We start from the raw sequence: 13,100 nt of genomic DNA, 5'->3' as shown, positions 1-13,100 counted from the left end.
GCTTCAACTCCGCGTGTCGCATGCGCAAACACCTGGTGGGACCGGGGAGTTCGGTGGATGGCTGGTGAGCGGGCGAGAAGGCGTGGCTATGGGATGTTGGCTCGAACGTCTCGAATTCCCCACGCGGCATTTCGGCCATATCGGCGGCGCCGCAGGCGTGGTGCCGGAAGCACAGGTGAGCAGGCGCCGCAAGCGAGCTCGGTCCTGGGACACGGAGGACGCCCGTCCGGCTGGACGACTCTTCGAGCACATCCCCGCACGCGTCGTTTCCGCCTTCGAAGACGTCCTCCAGCACACCTTCAGCGCCTGGCACGTTCCCGGCGTCGACCACGCCACGTACGACCAACACAGCGGGGAAGAGCGAGCGGGAGGCAGAGCAAGCGCGGGCCGCGGCAAGGCGGTGCGCTCCGTGCTGCATTCGGCGTTCACAGTAACTCTCACCCGCTTCTGCATCACCCGCGACCTGCCGCACCCAGGGTTCCTGATTCTGGACTCGCCGGTGGTCACGTATCGAGAGCCAGTCGGCGGCGACATCGAGATCACCGCCCACGTCGCGGACTCCTTCTACCGGGACCTGCTGAGCTTCCCCCGCCAGGCGATCATCATGAAGAACGGCGATCCACCCCAGGAAGTCGTCGCAGCGTCTCACTCTTACCAATTCACCGGCCGCGGGCTTGGCCGCTACGGCTTCTTCCCCGTCGGCTCTTTCGCTCAGCAGTGACGGGGCAAGGCCCGCAACGGGCACCAGCCCAAGGGCACCCCACTGCGCCGTCTCCTGACCGTACGTACACGCCGCAGGATCGACGTCGGCCTCTTCACCCCGCCGCCAGACGGCGAGGTTGCGCCCCCGGTCTGCCGAGATGAGCGTTCTGCACTGCCGGTGGTCGAGATCTTCCGCGTCCTCTACCTCGGCGCCCAGCCGCTGGAGGTCCTGCAGTGCGTGGCACAGACCCGCAGGCGCCACCGCTGTCCGCACCATGTCCTCGACCCCGCCGCACCCACAGGCACCTGGGTCCTCGCCCCTAAGGACCTGACCCACGGACAACTCGCCCTTCCGGGAGTTACGTTCGCGGTGTACCAGCACGGCGGCGCCCCCCAGAAGTGGCGAACGAACTCTCCGGACCGTAGTTGACCGACACGTGGCTCTTGCTACCACCATCGTGCTGATGGAGTGCCGTCAGGCTCAAGCCCGTATGGCCAGAGTGACTCCAGCTCCCCGTGATTCCAATTTGCGAACTTGCCGAAGTTCCCAGCCGCGACAGTCACATAGCGACCATCCCACTCAGATGCGCGCTCACCGACGATGCGCGACGCTACGGAGCTGGCCTACTTCGTCTCGTTCGGGTGGCTCGTGTGCACCTGCTCCAGGAAGACCGTGCGCTCGTGGACGTAGAACCAGATGCGCGCGGTGCCCTTCGCAGTCGGTTTGTGCTGCCACCTCTCATGGATCGCGCCACCACGCTCGATGACGCCGAGCTCACCTTTGAGCCGATAGTTCGTCGGCGTCGTGGACAGTGGCGTCCGTGTGAGGAAGTCCCAGGTCTCCGTCATGGAGTTGCGGATCGTCGCGACGAGGTCTCGCCATCCCTTCTGCGCGTCGGCTGTGGCGAAGCGAATCTCATACTCGATCTTCTTCGGGGGGCGAGGAACCAGCTCACCCTTCCTGGCGGCCGCCACGGTTAGGGACGCTCCACGGTCTCATCGTCGTCGAGCCACTCCAGACCGGCGCTGCCGCTGCTGAGCCCGGCCGCGACGGCGGTGGCCGTCTCCTTCCAGGAGGTCAGCTCTGCGATCGCAAGGTGCGGCTGGTCGGTGGAGAACGACGCGCGCGCCGCATCGACGAGGTCCTGCGCGCAGGACTCCCGGTCGGCCGGCGACAGCGCGAGCATCCAAGGGAAGGCCTTGGACATCCGCTCGGCGAGCGAGCCGCGGTCGTCGAGGGTGACGGTGATGAGCTGCGCGGCAAAGTTCAGCAAGCGGGCTCGGCCCTCGGCCTCGCGCTGCGACATCAGGACCAGAGCCTCTCCGTCGCGCCGGGTCACCGTCACGGGGTGATCCTCGGCCTCGGCGAAAACCTCGGCGGAGTGCTTGCTCAGGTCCGAGGAGCGCCGAGTCGCCACGGGAAGGTCTGCTGCGATGGACATGCACCCATAGTATTCGGAACGTATTCGGAAGTCCAGTGACGGCCGCGGAGTTCGAGCGCCAGACTCGGCCGCCGGACGCGGTCCGATGTCAGATCTCAGCCTTCCTTCTGTCCGGGGCGCGGCTGTACGTATTCGCGGTGACCGGGCACGCCGGCCGGCGCATCCGCCTCCTGGGTGGACAGGCCGCCAGTGACCTTGCGGATGGACTTGACCAGGCCCAGGTGGTGGTCGCCGATGATGAGCCGGACCCCGGTCAGGCCGCGTTCGCTCAGGTGACGCATGGAGCAGGAGATTGCCGATTCGCTGCAAACCTGGTGGCTGCGCTTCGTGGCGAGCGAGGAGAACGCTGGACCGTGCCCCCTCTCTCCCATTCAATCTTGAAGAGTGGCGGAAACAGCAGGTCAAGGCACTCAGAACCTCGACCTATGAACCGGTTCATGAAGTTCATCACCACCAAGAGCTTCATGCCGTTCGTGTACTACCGGATCCTGCTCGGCATCGTGCTGTTCGTGCTGGTGGGCGCGGGCGCGCTCAGCCCGCACGCGGGAGAGTCGGCGGGCTGAGTCCCGGCCGCTGCCCGGCCCCGGCCCCGGCCGTGCCTCAGCCAGGCATCAGCCAATTCCCCAGCCCCGTGCCCGCTGTGACCAAAGGCATGCCGAAAGGCCCTGTTCAGGGGGTTTCGCCCGCCTAGGCTGAAGAGATGTCGCCCCTCGCCCGCATCAGCGCCTCGTACGCGCCGCGCTTCGCCGAGTTCGCCTTCGAGCCCGGCTTCACGGCTGCCGTGGACCAGCACGTCGCGGAAGTGCGGGAGCGGCTGGAGATGTGCGGGGCCGGGCTCGTGCCGCCGGCGCCGGACCCGGAGCTCCTTACCGACTACGCCCTGGGCTTCCTCGACGGTCTTTCCGAGAACGGGTGGCGGGAGCCGGTGGGCCATGACTACGCGGTGTGCCGCCTCACCGCCATCTCCTGGCTGGTGAAGCGGCACGACCTGGTGCCGGAGTCCGCCGGGTCCTGAGACCCGGCCCGGGTCACATGCCGTTGCGCATGTCGTTGCCCGTGTCGTCGTCGCCCAGGTGACTGCCCGAGCCACCCATCGCGCCGCGCGTGCGCTCCCGCACGGGCTGGTTGGTCATCGCGTCATCGCGGCCCGCCTGGTAGGCGCCGACACTGCTGCGGGCCTTGGCCGTCTCCTGCTCAGCCGTGTCCAGCCAGCGCTCCCAGCGCTGCCGCATCGGGCCGATGAGGCCACCGCCCACGCCGACGATCAGGATGCCCGCACCGGCCGCGAGGGCCGCGTACAGGACGGGCTGGGTGACCGTGGTGGCGATGCCCGCCTGACCGAGGGCCGCGATCACGCCGAGCGCGACGATGCAGGCCCAGACGATCGTGCCGATGGTCTTCCCGTACGACATCGAGGACAGGGCGCTTGTGACGATGTCACGCACGATGTTGGCCACCGCCATGGCGACGACCATCAGGACGATGGCGACGACGCCGCGCGGGATCCAGGAGACGATCCCGTCGAGCATGTTGGAGACCGGGTTGCTGCCGAAGACACCGAAGCCGATCTGCAGCGTGATCAGGAGCAGGGCGAAGTACACGACCTTGCAGACGATCCCCGTCGTGTCGTACTTGGAGTTCGCCAGCATGCGGGACGCGCCCGCCCGCTCGGCGAGTTTCTCGGAGCCGACCTTGCGCAGGACCCGGTCGAGGACCTTGGTGATCATCTTCGACACGAACCAGCCGATGGCCAGGACGACCAGGAAGCCGATGAGTTTCGGCACGAACGTCGCGATCTTCGACCAGGCGTCGTTGAGGCCCTGGGTGAAGTCCACGGAGAGACTTATGTACTGGGACATGAGTGGTCCTCCACTCGATGGGCCCCGGGCGCCACGACGGCGCCAGGGCGACGAATCCCCCACGACGCACGGCTTCCGGTGCGTCCCTTCTTCCTGGATACCAGGAGTCACGACCTGGGACTCCGCGGTGCTGCGCCGTACGGGTGACGTGGGACTCCGCGGCGCTGCGCCGTACGGGTGACGGGTGAGTGATGCGCCGTGCGGGTGACGGGCGCGGGAGGCAGTCGGCTGCTGTGCGACTGCTCACTTGGGGGATCTATGCGGTAGCGGACAGTTCCGATTGTCGTAGGCATCCCCTAGGCTTGACCCATGCCCTTAAGCCCTCAGCCCCGTGGTTCCGCACGGTCTGCCGCGGAATTGAACGAGCGGATCCGCGGCTTGTGGATACGCACCGGCGGCCGTCTCACGGCCGAACAGCGCAGTGAATACGAACAGTTGGTGACGGAGTGGGCGGCCGCCGTCCGCGAAGAGGTCGTGAAGGCGGCCTAGTCGGCGGCTCGGCGTTCCGCGCACCGAGCCGCCCACCAGGCCGCCGTCGACTACCTCAGCGACTACCGCGTCAGCCCTTGCCCTGACGCTCCTTCTTCGCGATGCGCCGCTTCTGGCGCCCCGTCAGTTCCTGGCGATTGCCCTGGCGTTTGTACGCCTCGATGCGCTGCTCGTTCTTCACCGGGCCTCCCGTCTCGGGGATCTCGGGGGCGCCTGCCCCCCCCCCCGCTGGCCGTCAACAGACCGGTATCGTAAGACAGTTCAGCCGTGCGCGACCCGGGTGCGAACCGAGGGCGATCCCGCCGCGCACCACGCGCGACACGGGTCGTTCGTGCACGCCTCTTGGCTCGGTACCCCACGTGCCCAACACTGACCCGATGACGCAGCGCGTGGAACTCGCCGCCGTGATGGACCGGTTGGCCATCGACTCCCTCATCACCGAGTACGCAGTGACCGTCGACGACGGCGACTGGGACGCCTACCGGCACCTCTTCACCCCGGACGGACGCGCCGACTACAGCTCGGCGGGCGGCATCGACGCGAGCGCCGCCGAGGTGGCCGGATGGCTGGCCGGGACGATGGAGCTCTTCCCGATGCGCCAGCATCTGATCGTCAACAGGAGGCTGCGGTTCGGGACGCTCGACCAGGACATCGACGACATCGCGCACGTACAGGCCGACTACGTGAATCCGATGCGCTTCGCGGCCGGCGGTGGCGCGGAGGGAAGAGGGGGCGGCGAAGGCGGCACGGAACCCTCGGCTCCGGACTTCATATGCGGTGGCCGCTACGCCTTCACGGCGCTGCGCACGCCTCAGGGCTGGCGGCTGCGTCAGGTGACCGTGCAGGAGAAGTGGCGCCAACTTCAGCAGCGCTCCCCCAACCACACGCCCAACTGAGAACCCACCGTGGACCCACTGAGCACCCGCTGTGAACCGGCCGGAAAACGGCTCGGAGGCACACTGTCGTAGATCGTCCGGGGCGCGCACACTGGGGGAACGACCGGGCGTCGGGGCCGAGGGAGGCGCTGCATGGATCAACTCAGCGACGACCGGAACCAGCGGTGGCCACACCCTTCGGCCGCCTCGACGACGGCGCTGCTCGCTTCGGCCCGATGGCGCGGTGCCCTGGCCGTCCTCGCCGGCGCCCTGCCCGCCCTCGCCTTCCCCGCCCCGTCGCTGTGGTGGTTCGCCTTCGTGGCGCTCGTGCCCTGGATGCTGCTCGCGCGCTCGGCGGGGACCGGGCGCAGGGCGGCGCTCGACGGATGGCTCGGCGGCCTCGGGTTCATGGTGGCGGTGCACCACTGGCTGCTGCCGAGCCTGCATGTGTTCACCGTCCTGATCGCCGCGCTGCTCGGCCTGTTGTGGGCGCCGTGGGGCTGGCTGGTGCGGCGCTTCCTGGGCGGAGTGGCGTCACCCTGGCGGACCGCGGCCGCGCTGGTCGTGCTGCCGTCCGGCTGGCTGATGGTCGAACTGGTCAGATCCTGGGAGGGGTTGGGCGGGCCCTGGGGCCTGCTCGGCTCCAGTCAGTGGCAGGTCGGGCCCGCCCTGCGCCTCGCGTCGGTCGGCGGGGTGTGGCTGGTCAGCGCCCTCATCGTCATTCTGAACACGGGCATCACGGTGCTCGTGGTGGCTCTGGCCGTACGCCGAGCCGGGAGGCCGGGGACGGCAGGGAAATCACAGACATCACGTACGGCCGTCGCCCTGACCATCCCCGCCACCGCCGGGCTCGTGGCCGTGGCCGCCGTGACCACCTCCGCCTGGGCCTGGGCGCCGCGCCCCGAGCCCGCGGGCCGCATGCGCGTGGCCGTCGTCCAGCCCGGCGTCATCGATGGGGTGGGCGGGGCGGACAAGCGGTTCGCGCGCGAGGAGGCGCTGACGCGCGGCCTGGCCGGGCGGGATCTGGACCTCGTCGTCTGGGGCGAGAGCAGCGTCGGGTACGACCTCGCGGCGCGCCCCGATGTCGCGCGCCGCATAGCCGCGCTGTCCAGGGAGGTCGGCGCCGACATCCTGGTGAACGTGGACGCGCGCCGCTCCGACGAGGCGGGCATATTCAAGAGCTCCGTCCTCGTGGGCCCGGACGGCCCGACCGGCGATCGCTACGACAAGATGCGGCTCGTCCCCTTCGGCGAGTACGTCCCCGCCCGCTCGCTCCTCGGCTGGGCGACGTCCGTGGGCAAGGCGGCGGGCGAGGACCGCAGGCGCGGTGAGCGTCCGGTCCTGATGAACGTCGGGGACGGCCTGAAGGTCGGGCCGCTGGTGTGCTTCGAGTCGGCCTTCCCCGACATGAGCCGTCATCTGACGCGCGAGGGCGCCCAGTTGCTGCTCGCGCAGTCGTCGACCTCGTCGTTCCAGTCCAGCTGGGCGCCCGAGCAGCACGCCTCGCTCGCGGCGCTGCGGGCCGCCGAGACGGGCCGCCCCATGGTGCACGCCACGCTCACCGGCGTCTCGGCGGTGTACGGCGCGGACGGCGAGCGGATCGGGGCGCCGCTCGGCACATCGGCGAGCTCGACGGCGACGTACGACATTCCGCTGGCCAAGGGCGTCACGCCGTACGTCAGGCTCGGCGACTGGCCCGTGCACGCGGCCCTCGCCGTGCTCGCGGTGCTGTGCGCGGCACTGGGCGTGCGTTCCCTGCGCGGACCTGCGAAGGGACGGTTCAGGCGGCCTGCTCCTGAGCCGCACGGACCACCCGCTCGCACAGCTCATGGGTCGCCAGCGCATCCCTGGCACTGAGCACCTTGCCCGCGCGCACGGCGTCGAGGAAGGCGAGCACGACCTGCTCGATGCCGCGCTGCCGGGCCACCGGCACCCAGTCGCCGCGCCGCCGCACGCTGGGCTGGCCCTTGTGGTCGACGACCTCGGCGAGGTTGAGCACCTGCCGCTTGGTGTCCTGGCCCGAGACTTCGAGGACCTCCTCGGTGGAGCCGCTCATCCGGTTCATCATGCCGATCGCGGTGAACCCGTCCCCGGCGAGCTGTAGCACGATGTGCTCAAGGAGACCGTCCTGGACGCGGGCGCGCACGCCGACGTGGTCGATCGGCCCGGGCGCCAGGAAGCGCAGGGTGTCCACGACGTGGATGAAGTCGTCGAGGACGAGCGTGCGGGCGTCCTCGGGCAGACCGACGCGGTTCTTCTGCATGAGGATCAGCTCGCGCGGGTGGTCGGCGCACTGCGCGTAGCCGGGTGCGAAGCGGCGGTTGAAGCCGACGGCGAGGCTCGTCGCGCGCTCCTCCGCGAGGCGCACGAGCCGCTCCGAGTCGCCGAGTTCGTAGGCGAGGGGCTTGTCGACGTAGGTGGCCACACCCGCCTCGAGCAGCCGTGTCACGATCTCCGGGTGGGCGGCCGTCGACGCGTGCACGAAGGCGGCGTCGATGCCCTGGGCGAGCAGCGCGTCCAGGTCGGTGTGGCAGCGCTCATCGGGGATGTGGTGGACGCCCGCGACACGGGCGAGGGTCGCGGGCGTGCGCGTCTGCAGGTGCAGCTCGACCCCCGGCAGGGTGGTGAGCACGGGCAGGTACGCCTTCTGTGCGATGTCACCGAGTCCGATACAGCCGACCTTCACCACTGTCCCCTGTCTCCTCTACCGCTGTGCGATTTCTGTTCCCGCAGCATACGGCTGCTGCGGCGGTCGCCAGTCGGCGATCGAGGCGAAGCTCCGCAGGATCAGGTTCGGGCCGAGGCGCGCCGCCGCCGCGATCAGTTCGTTGCGTACGGCGATGAGCGGGGCGCTCGTCAGATGGTTCATGCGGGCGGCGCGCGCCGCCTGCCGGACGATCGCCGTGGTGCGCGGCACCCGCACCGCGCTGTAACCGGCGAGACCCGCGGCCAGGTCGCCGCCCGGGGCCACGTGGTGGGCAAGCACGACGCCGTCCTCGATGGCCTGGTTGCCGCCCTGGGCGAGGGTGGGTGCCATGGCGTGCGCGGCGTCACCGATGAGGGCGACGCGGCCTCGGTGGTAGTGGGTGAGCGGCGTGCTCATGTGGCGCACGTCGTTGCGCAGGATGTCCTCGGGGCGAGCGGAGGCGATGATCTCGGGGATCGGGTCGTGCCAGTCGGCGAAACGGCGCGCCAGCTCCGCCTTCTCGCCGTCGGGGCTCTGGCCGCCTTCGGGGACGGTGGCGGTGGCGTACGCGTAGATCCTGCCGTCCTTGAGCGGATGGGTGCCCCAGACTCCGCCCCGCCCCCAGGTCTCGTGGGGTTCGAAGGGGCGGCCGGGTGCGGGGACGATGAGGCGCCAGGCCGTGAATCCGGTGTACGTCGGCTGCGGGTGGGCCGGGAACAGGGCCGAGCGCACGGCCGAGTTGATGCCGTCGGCGCCGACCACGAGGTCCGCCTCGATGTCCCCGTCGTCGGTACGGACGACGGCTCTGCGGCTCTCCGCTCCCCGATCGGCGAGCTCGGCGTGCACTCCGGTGCGCAGGGCGTCGGCGGGCAGCGCGGAGACGAGCAGGTCGACCAGGGTCGCGCGGTGCACGAGGACGAGCGCGCCGCCGAACTCCTGCGACGTCGCCGAGGCGCTGGTCCGCACGAGCCAGCGCCCTCCCTGCGCGCGCATCCCGCCTCCGCCCTCCCAGGCGGCGAGTTCGCGGACCCGGTCGCCGAGGCCGAGGACGTCAAGGGCGCGCTGGGAGTTGGGGGCGAGTCCGATGCCGGAGCCGACGGGTTCCAGGGTGGCGGCCCGCTCCAGGACAGTGACCCGCCAGCCCGACTGGTGCAGCGCGATGGCGGAGGTGAGGCCGCCGATGCCGCCGCCGATCACGACTGCGTGGGGCGTGTGGCCCTGCTGGCCCTGCTGGGGCTGCTGGGGCTGCAGGTGTGGCTGTGAGTGCAGGTGTGACTGCGGGCGTGGCTGCGGGCGTGGCTGTGGCTGTGGGTGTGGCTGCGGTGCCATGACTCCTCCTGGAGGCCCCTGGACAGGCTCGCCGACAGGCCCATCGGCAGGCCGTCACTACACCTGTAGTGTGCGACGCGCCGACCGTACTACACCTGTAGTGATCGGCGGTAGGCTGGACACCATGTCCGTACGCAGCGCGGGGCCGCCCCGCACCGAACTGATCGCCGACACGGCGCTCGCGTTGCTCGCCGAGCGCGGCATGCGGGGTCTCACGCACCGGGCCGTGGACGACGCCGCGGGGCTCCCGCAGGGTTCGACGTCGAACCACGCCCGCACCCGGCTCGCGCTCCTGGAGGCAGTGGTGCGCAGACAGGCGGAACGCGAGGCGGTGGTGCTCGATCCGGGCGAGCTGCCGGACCCCGCGGGCGGCCGCGAGACCCTCGTCGCCTCGCTCGCCCTCGCCCTGCACCGCTACCTCACCGAAGGCTCCCGCCAACTGCTCGTCTCCCGTTACGAGCTGGCCCTGGAGGCGACCCGCAGGCCGGAGCTCCGCGCCTACTACGACGCGGCGGGGGCGCAGTTCAGGGAGCCCTTGACGACCATGCTGCGGGCGGCGGGGTCGACGGATCCCGACCGGCACACCCTGGCCCTGGTGGCGTGGTGCGACGGGCTGCTGTTCTCGTGCGTCGCCGGTTCGTACCACGCCGCCGTACCGAGCGAGGAGGAGCTGCGGTCCGGCTTCCGGGAGTTGCTCCGGGGGATGCTGGGGGGCCCGGGGGACCCGGCCTGAGGCACTCCGGGAAACCCGGTGGCGTGGTGCCGCTCGCCGCGCGAGGATGCCCCGCATGACAACGCTGCCGACACCCGAGCCGAAGCAGGGCGCGACGCCGCCCATCGACCCCGCCCGCCGCGCCCAGCCGTCCCTGACCGCGGACGAACGTGCGTCGGTCGAGGGCTGGCTCGACTACCACCGCGCGACGCTCCTGTCGAAGTGCGCGGGCCTCGACGACGAGCAGCTGCGGCGCACCCCCGTCGCGTCTTCGAGCCTCTCCCTGATGGGCCTCGTGCGGCACCTGTCCGAGAACGAGCGGTACTGGTTCCGCGTCATCGCGTCCGGCGAGAACCTCCCGGAGATCTACTGCACAGAGGAGGAGCCGGAGCGCGACTTCAACCCCGCCAAGGAGGACACCTGGGCGGAGGCCGAAGCGACCTGGCAGGCGGAGATCGCCGCGGCCCGCGAGGCCACGGCGGAGTTCGGCCTCGACGACCTGTCCGTCAGCAAGAGCCTGCACCGGGGCGCACACTTCAACATGCGCTGGATCTACACCCACATGATCGAGGAGTACGCCCGCCACAACGGCCACGCGGACCTCGTCCGCGAGCTGGTGGACGGTGCGACGGGCGACTGACCCGAAGACGCGTGTACGGCAGGGGGCGCGGACGGCAGGAGGCGCGTGTACGGCAGATGGTGCACGTCGACCGGACCGGGGTGCCGCGGACACTCGGCGTGATCACCGGTCGCCCCTGGCGGACGCGCCGCTTCACCCATGCGGGGCATCCTGGGCCCATTCCCTTCCCGAAGGGCGATGTGACGCACCAAAGTTGCGCGAATGCACAGAACCACGACCACCGCGACGCTCCTGGTATCCGTGGCGGTCACCGCCGTTTCGGGGTGTATGAGCGTCGAGCGGCAGCCCGCCCCGGGACCGTCCGTCGCGCACGCCCGCCCGCCGGCGCCGCGCCCGGACGGCAGCGCGCACCCACGGGTCGTGGAGGCTCCGGCGCGGGAGGCGCTCGAGCTCATCGGGCCGCCCCGCGGCCCGGCACCGAGCACCACGGGCAGCGCGGCACCGGTGCCCGCCGCACCGCCCCGCTCCCCCCGCACCGAGCGGCCCGAGCGGCCCGCCGCTCCCCCGCACCGCCACGGCGACCGCCCCAAGGCCGCCGTCCTGCCCGCGATTCCCTCCGCGGCGCCCACGGTCCTTGACGTCTGCGCCATGGGTGAGGAGTACGGCAGCTGGAAGCCGGGCAGCCCCGAGGCCACCATCTGCGAGGGCACCTACGGCCGTTGACGCGGAGCCGGCGGGCCCCCGGATCCGCCCCGGCTCACTCCACCTCGCTCCCCTCCCCCAGCTGCAGCTCCAGCCTCCCGATGGCCGCCCGGACCCCGTCCCCGTACCCGTCGTCGCCCAGCGACCCGACCGCCCCACGCGCCCGCCGGATGTGGTTGCGTGCCGCCTCGGGGCGGCCCAGCTTCGCGTAGTCCGCGGCGAGGTTGAGGTGCAGGGAGGGATAGAAACCGCGGACCGCGATCGAGGCGTGGTGTTCGTGCAGCCGCTCGTCCGTGAGCTCGTCCGCCGCCGACAACGCCCGCAGGTCCCACGCCAGTTCGTCCGACGCGTCCTCCTGCGTGTCCGCCATGTAGTGCGCGAGCGTGCAGCGGTGCAGAGGGTCGCCCTCCTCGCCGATCTCCGACCACAGACCGAGGAAACGGCCCTGCGCCTCCTCACGGTCGCCCCCGTGGTGCAACATGACCGCCTGCCCGATCCGGGTCATCATGGCGTCTTCCGCCGCCTGCTCCTGCTGCTCCGCCACCGGGTCCTCCACACTCGTACGCCCATCGTGCCCATCGTGCCCACCGCTCTCGACGCTATCGGCCCCCACTGACAATCGCGGTCAGGCGCGATCGGCCGCGAGGCGCTCACGCGTACCGCTGGGCCAGGCCGGTGACGGTCCTTGCCAGCTCGGCGCGGAGTTCGGGCGGGCCGAGCACCTCGGCCTCGAGCCCGAGCCTGAGCAGATCGCTCACGGCGACGGGCAGCGTCTCGACCTCCAGGTCGACGACCCGGCGGCCGTCGGCGTCCGGCGCTCCCGCCGCTTCCACGGCCCGCGTCCCCGCCGACCCGAACAGCGCGGGCAGCAGCCGCAGCCCCGCCGGTGAGACCCGTACCCGCGCCGTGCCCCGCAGCACACGCGCCTGCAGGCCACGCGATGCCGCCTCCCAGTAGGCGGCCAGATCGAACCGGGCGGGCCGTGCGGAGGCTTCGTCCGTCGCCGTCACCTCCAGGAAGCGTGAGACCCGGTAGGTGCGTACGGTGTCGTCGGCGGACGCCACCAGATACCAGTTGCCCGCCTTGAGCACGAGGCCCAAGGGGTGCAGTTCGCGCCGCACATGGCCGCCCCAGCGCCGGTAGTGCGCCCGCAGCACGCGCCGACGCCACACGGCGTCGGCGACGACGGACAGCAGGGGCGCGGGATCCGCCGCGCGGAACCAGCCCTCCGCGTCGAGATGGAAGCGCTCCTGGATGCGCCGCGACCGCTCACCGAGCCCGGCCGGGAGTGCCGCTCCCAACTTGAGCTGTGCGGTGACCAGTTCGGCCCCCAGACCGAGATCGGCCGCAGCCGTCGGCATGCCCGCGAGGGCGAGGGAGTCGGCCTCGTCGTCCGTCAGACCGGTCAGCCGGGTGCGGTAGCCGTCCATGAGCCGGAAGCCGCCCGCCGGACCGCGCTCGGCGAACACGGGCACACCGGATGCGGCGAGGGCCTCCGCGTCCCGGTAGACGGTCCGCACCGAGACCTCCAGTTCCTCGGCGAGTTCGGGAGCGGTCATGCGCCCACGGTTCTGGAGCAGCAGGAGGAGGGCGAGAAGCCGGTCGGCGCGCATGCGGCCAAGTCTGCACCGGTACCTGACACAAGGTGTCAGGTACGGGCGACAGGATCTTCTCGGCAGCCACCGCAGAACCATCTGAGAGCAGCCACCGCAGAACCACCCGAG

At 70.9% G+C, this 13,100-nt stretch carries 16 protein-coding genes and 1 pseudogene; 9 read left to right on the top strand and 8 right to left on the bottom strand.

Translation table 11 applies throughout. The features are described 5' to 3' along the window. The first annotated feature begins 88 nt into the window (after nt 1-88). Nucleotides 89-721, top strand: a complete 633-nt coding sequence (locus ACZ5CR_RS40850) for a hypothetical protein (RefSeq protein ID WP_468867486.1) — start codon at nt 89-91, stop codon at nt 719-721. Between the two features lie 159 nt (nt 722-880). Continuing rightward, nucleotides 881-1,132, top strand: coding sequence for a hypothetical protein (locus ACZ5CR_RS40845; RefSeq protein ID WP_468867485.1), 252 nt, complete (start codon nt 881-883; stop codon nt 1,130-1,132). 194 nt (nt 1,133-1,326) lie between these two features. Here ACZ5CR_RS40845 and ACZ5CR_RS40840 read toward each other — a convergent pair whose 3' ends face one another. The 3 genes from ACZ5CR_RS40840 to ACZ5CR_RS40830 form a co-directional block, all read right to left on the bottom strand. Then, nucleotides 1,327-1,677 carry a hypothetical protein gene (locus ACZ5CR_RS40840; RefSeq protein WP_468867483.1) on the bottom strand — a complete coding sequence of 117 codons (351 nt, stop codon included), beginning with the start codon at nt 1,675-1,677 and terminating at the stop codon, nt 1,327-1,329. 2 nt (nt 1,678-1,679) lie between these two features. Beyond that, nucleotides 1,680-2,144 (bottom strand): prevent-host-death protein, encoded by a 465-nt coding sequence (locus tag ACZ5CR_RS40835; protein ID WP_468867481.1) that lies wholly within the window; start codon nt 2,142-2,144, stop codon nt 1,680-1,682. 95 nt (nt 2,145-2,239) lie between these two features. Then, nucleotides 2,240-2,425 carry a transposase gene (locus tag ACZ5CR_RS40830; protein WP_468867479.1) on the bottom strand — a complete coding sequence of 62 codons (186 nt, stop codon included), beginning with the start codon at nt 2,423-2,425 and terminating at the stop codon, nt 2,240-2,242. 153 nt (nt 2,426-2,578) lie between these two features. Between ACZ5CR_RS40830 and ACZ5CR_RS40825 the strand changes: the two are divergent. Together ACZ5CR_RS40825 and ACZ5CR_RS40820 are read left to right on the top strand one after the other, a co-directional pair. Further along, nucleotides 2,579-2,707 (top strand): annotated as a pseudogene (locus ACZ5CR_RS40825) (undecaprenyl-diphosphatase); the annotation flags it as partial. Between the two features lie 137 nt (nt 2,708-2,844). After that, the gene (locus ACZ5CR_RS40820; RefSeq protein WP_468867477.1) at nt 2,845-3,159 is read left to right on the top strand and encodes a DUF6401 family natural product biosynthesis protein; all 315 of its coding nucleotides are present in this window, start codon (nt 2,845-2,847) and stop codon (nt 3,157-3,159) included. Between the two features lie 13 nt (nt 3,160-3,172). Here the strand turns inward: ACZ5CR_RS40820 and ACZ5CR_RS40815 are convergent, their stop codons facing one another. After that, nucleotides 3,173-4,003 (bottom strand): mechanosensitive ion channel family protein, encoded by an 831-nt coding sequence (locus ACZ5CR_RS40815; protein WP_468867475.1) that lies wholly within the window; start codon nt 4,001-4,003, stop codon nt 3,173-3,175. An 866-nt stretch (nt 4,004-4,869) separates the two neighbouring features. Between ACZ5CR_RS40815 and ACZ5CR_RS40810 the strand changes: the two genes are divergently transcribed. Both ACZ5CR_RS40810 and lnt read left to right on the top strand, forming a co-directional pair. Beyond that, a complete protein-coding gene (locus ACZ5CR_RS40810; protein WP_468867473.1) occupies nt 4,870-5,388 on the top strand; it encodes a nuclear transport factor 2 family protein in 519 nt (172 codons plus the stop codon). Nucleotides 5,389-5,520: 132 nt separating this feature from the next. After that, nucleotides 5,521-7,224 carry an apolipoprotein N-acyltransferase gene (lnt, locus tag ACZ5CR_RS40805; RefSeq protein ID WP_468867471.1) on the top strand — a complete coding sequence of 568 codons (1,704 nt, stop codon included), beginning with the start codon at nt 5,521-5,523 and terminating at the stop codon, nt 7,222-7,224. On the opposite strand, the gene ACZ5CR_RS40800 is transcribed toward lnt, so the two are convergent. Next, nucleotides 7,148-8,053: a Gfo/Idh/MocA family protein gene (locus tag ACZ5CR_RS40800; RefSeq protein ID WP_468867516.1), complete on the bottom strand. Its 906-nt coding sequence runs from the start codon at nt 8,051-8,053 to the stop codon at nt 7,148-7,150. The two genes, lnt and ACZ5CR_RS40800, sit on opposite strands and share 77 nt — an antisense overlap. Nucleotides 8,054-8,071: 18 nt before the next feature. Further along, on the bottom strand, nt 8,072-9,382 hold the full coding sequence (locus tag ACZ5CR_RS40795; RefSeq protein ID WP_468867468.1) for an FAD-dependent monooxygenase: 1,311 nt from the start codon (nt 9,380-9,382) through the stop codon (nt 8,072-8,074). A gap of 124 nt (nt 9,383-9,506) precedes the next feature. Here ACZ5CR_RS40795 and ACZ5CR_RS40790 point away from each other — a divergent pair, with 124 nt between their 5' ends. The 3 genes from ACZ5CR_RS40790 to ACZ5CR_RS40780 all read left to right on the top strand — a co-directional run bounded on the left by ACZ5CR_RS40790 (nt 9,507) and on the right by ACZ5CR_RS40780 (nt 11,397). Continuing rightward, the gene (locus ACZ5CR_RS40790; RefSeq protein WP_468867465.1) at nt 9,507-10,115 is read left to right on the top strand and encodes a TetR/AcrR family transcriptional regulator; all 609 of its coding nucleotides are present in this window, start codon (nt 9,507-9,509) and stop codon (nt 10,113-10,115) included. Between the two features lie 55 nt (nt 10,116-10,170). Further along, complete coding sequence (locus ACZ5CR_RS40785) at nt 10,171-10,734, top strand: DinB family protein (RefSeq protein WP_468867463.1); 564 nt, start codon at nt 10,171-10,173, stop codon at nt 10,732-10,734. Between the two features lie 201 nt (nt 10,735-10,935). Then, nucleotides 10,936-11,397 (top strand): hypothetical protein, encoded by a 462-nt coding sequence (locus tag ACZ5CR_RS40780; RefSeq protein ID WP_468867461.1) that lies wholly within the window; start codon nt 10,936-10,938, stop codon nt 11,395-11,397. Between the two features lie 34 nt (nt 11,398-11,431). Here ACZ5CR_RS40780 and ACZ5CR_RS40775 read toward each other — a convergent pair whose 3' ends face one another. Both ACZ5CR_RS40775 and ACZ5CR_RS40770 read right to left on the bottom strand, forming a co-directional pair. Beyond that, the gene (locus ACZ5CR_RS40775; RefSeq protein ID WP_468867459.1) at nt 11,432-11,920 is read right to left on the bottom strand and encodes a hypothetical protein; all 489 of its coding nucleotides are present in this window, start codon (nt 11,918-11,920) and stop codon (nt 11,432-11,434) included. Between the two features lie 106 nt (nt 11,921-12,026). Beyond that, entirely contained in the window at nt 12,027-12,989 is a 963-nt protein-coding gene (locus tag ACZ5CR_RS40770) for a helix-turn-helix transcriptional regulator (RefSeq protein ID WP_468867456.1), read from the bottom strand. Nucleotides 12,990-13,100 lie beyond the last annotated feature (111 nt).

It is taken from the genome of Streptomyces sp. NPDC031274 (genome assembly GCF_055570235.1).
This window is presented reverse-complemented; position numbering and strand designations above follow the sequence as displayed.

Excerpts from the sequence above, each read along its gene's own strand:
- ACZ5CR_RS40850 (WP_468867486.1), top strand. The coding sequence starts at position 89 with ATGGGATGTTGGCTCGAACGTCTCGAATTCCCCACGCGGCATTTCGGC.
- ACZ5CR_RS40835 (WP_468867481.1), bottom strand. The coding sequence starts at position 2,144 with ATGTCCATCGCAGCAGACCTTCCCGTGGCGACTCGGCGCTCCTCGGAC.
- ACZ5CR_RS40830 (WP_468867479.1), bottom strand. The coding sequence starts at position 2,425 with ATGCGTCACCTGAGCGAACGCGGCCTGACCGGGGTCCGGCTCATCATC.
- ACZ5CR_RS40820 (WP_468867477.1), top strand. The coding sequence starts at position 2,845 with ATGTCGCCCCTCGCCCGCATCAGCGCCTCGTACGCGCCGCGCTTCGCC.
- ACZ5CR_RS40815 (WP_468867475.1), bottom strand. The coding sequence starts at position 4,003 with ATGTCCCAGTACATAAGTCTCTCCGTGGACTTCACCCAGGGCCTCAAC.
- ACZ5CR_RS40810 (WP_468867473.1), top strand. The coding sequence starts at position 4,870 with ATGACGCAGCGCGTGGAACTCGCCGCCGTGATGGACCGGTTGGCCATC.
- lnt (WP_468867471.1), top strand. The coding sequence starts at position 5,521 with ATGGATCAACTCAGCGACGACCGGAACCAGCGGTGGCCACACCCTTCG.
- ACZ5CR_RS40795 (WP_468867468.1), bottom strand. The coding sequence starts at position 9,382 with ATGGCACCGCAGCCACACCCACAGCCACAGCCACGCCCGCAGCCACGC.
- ACZ5CR_RS40790 (WP_468867465.1), top strand. The coding sequence starts at position 9,507 with ATGTCCGTACGCAGCGCGGGGCCGCCCCGCACCGAACTGATCGCCGAC.
- ACZ5CR_RS40785 (WP_468867463.1), top strand. The coding sequence starts at position 10,171 with ATGACAACGCTGCCGACACCCGAGCCGAAGCAGGGCGCGACGCCGCCC.
- ACZ5CR_RS40780 (WP_468867461.1), top strand. The coding sequence starts at position 10,936 with ATGCACAGAACCACGACCACCGCGACGCTCCTGGTATCCGTGGCGGTC.
- ACZ5CR_RS40770 (WP_468867456.1), bottom strand. The coding sequence starts at position 12,989 with ATGCGCGCCGACCGGCTTCTCGCCCTCCTCCTGCTGCTCCAGAACCGT.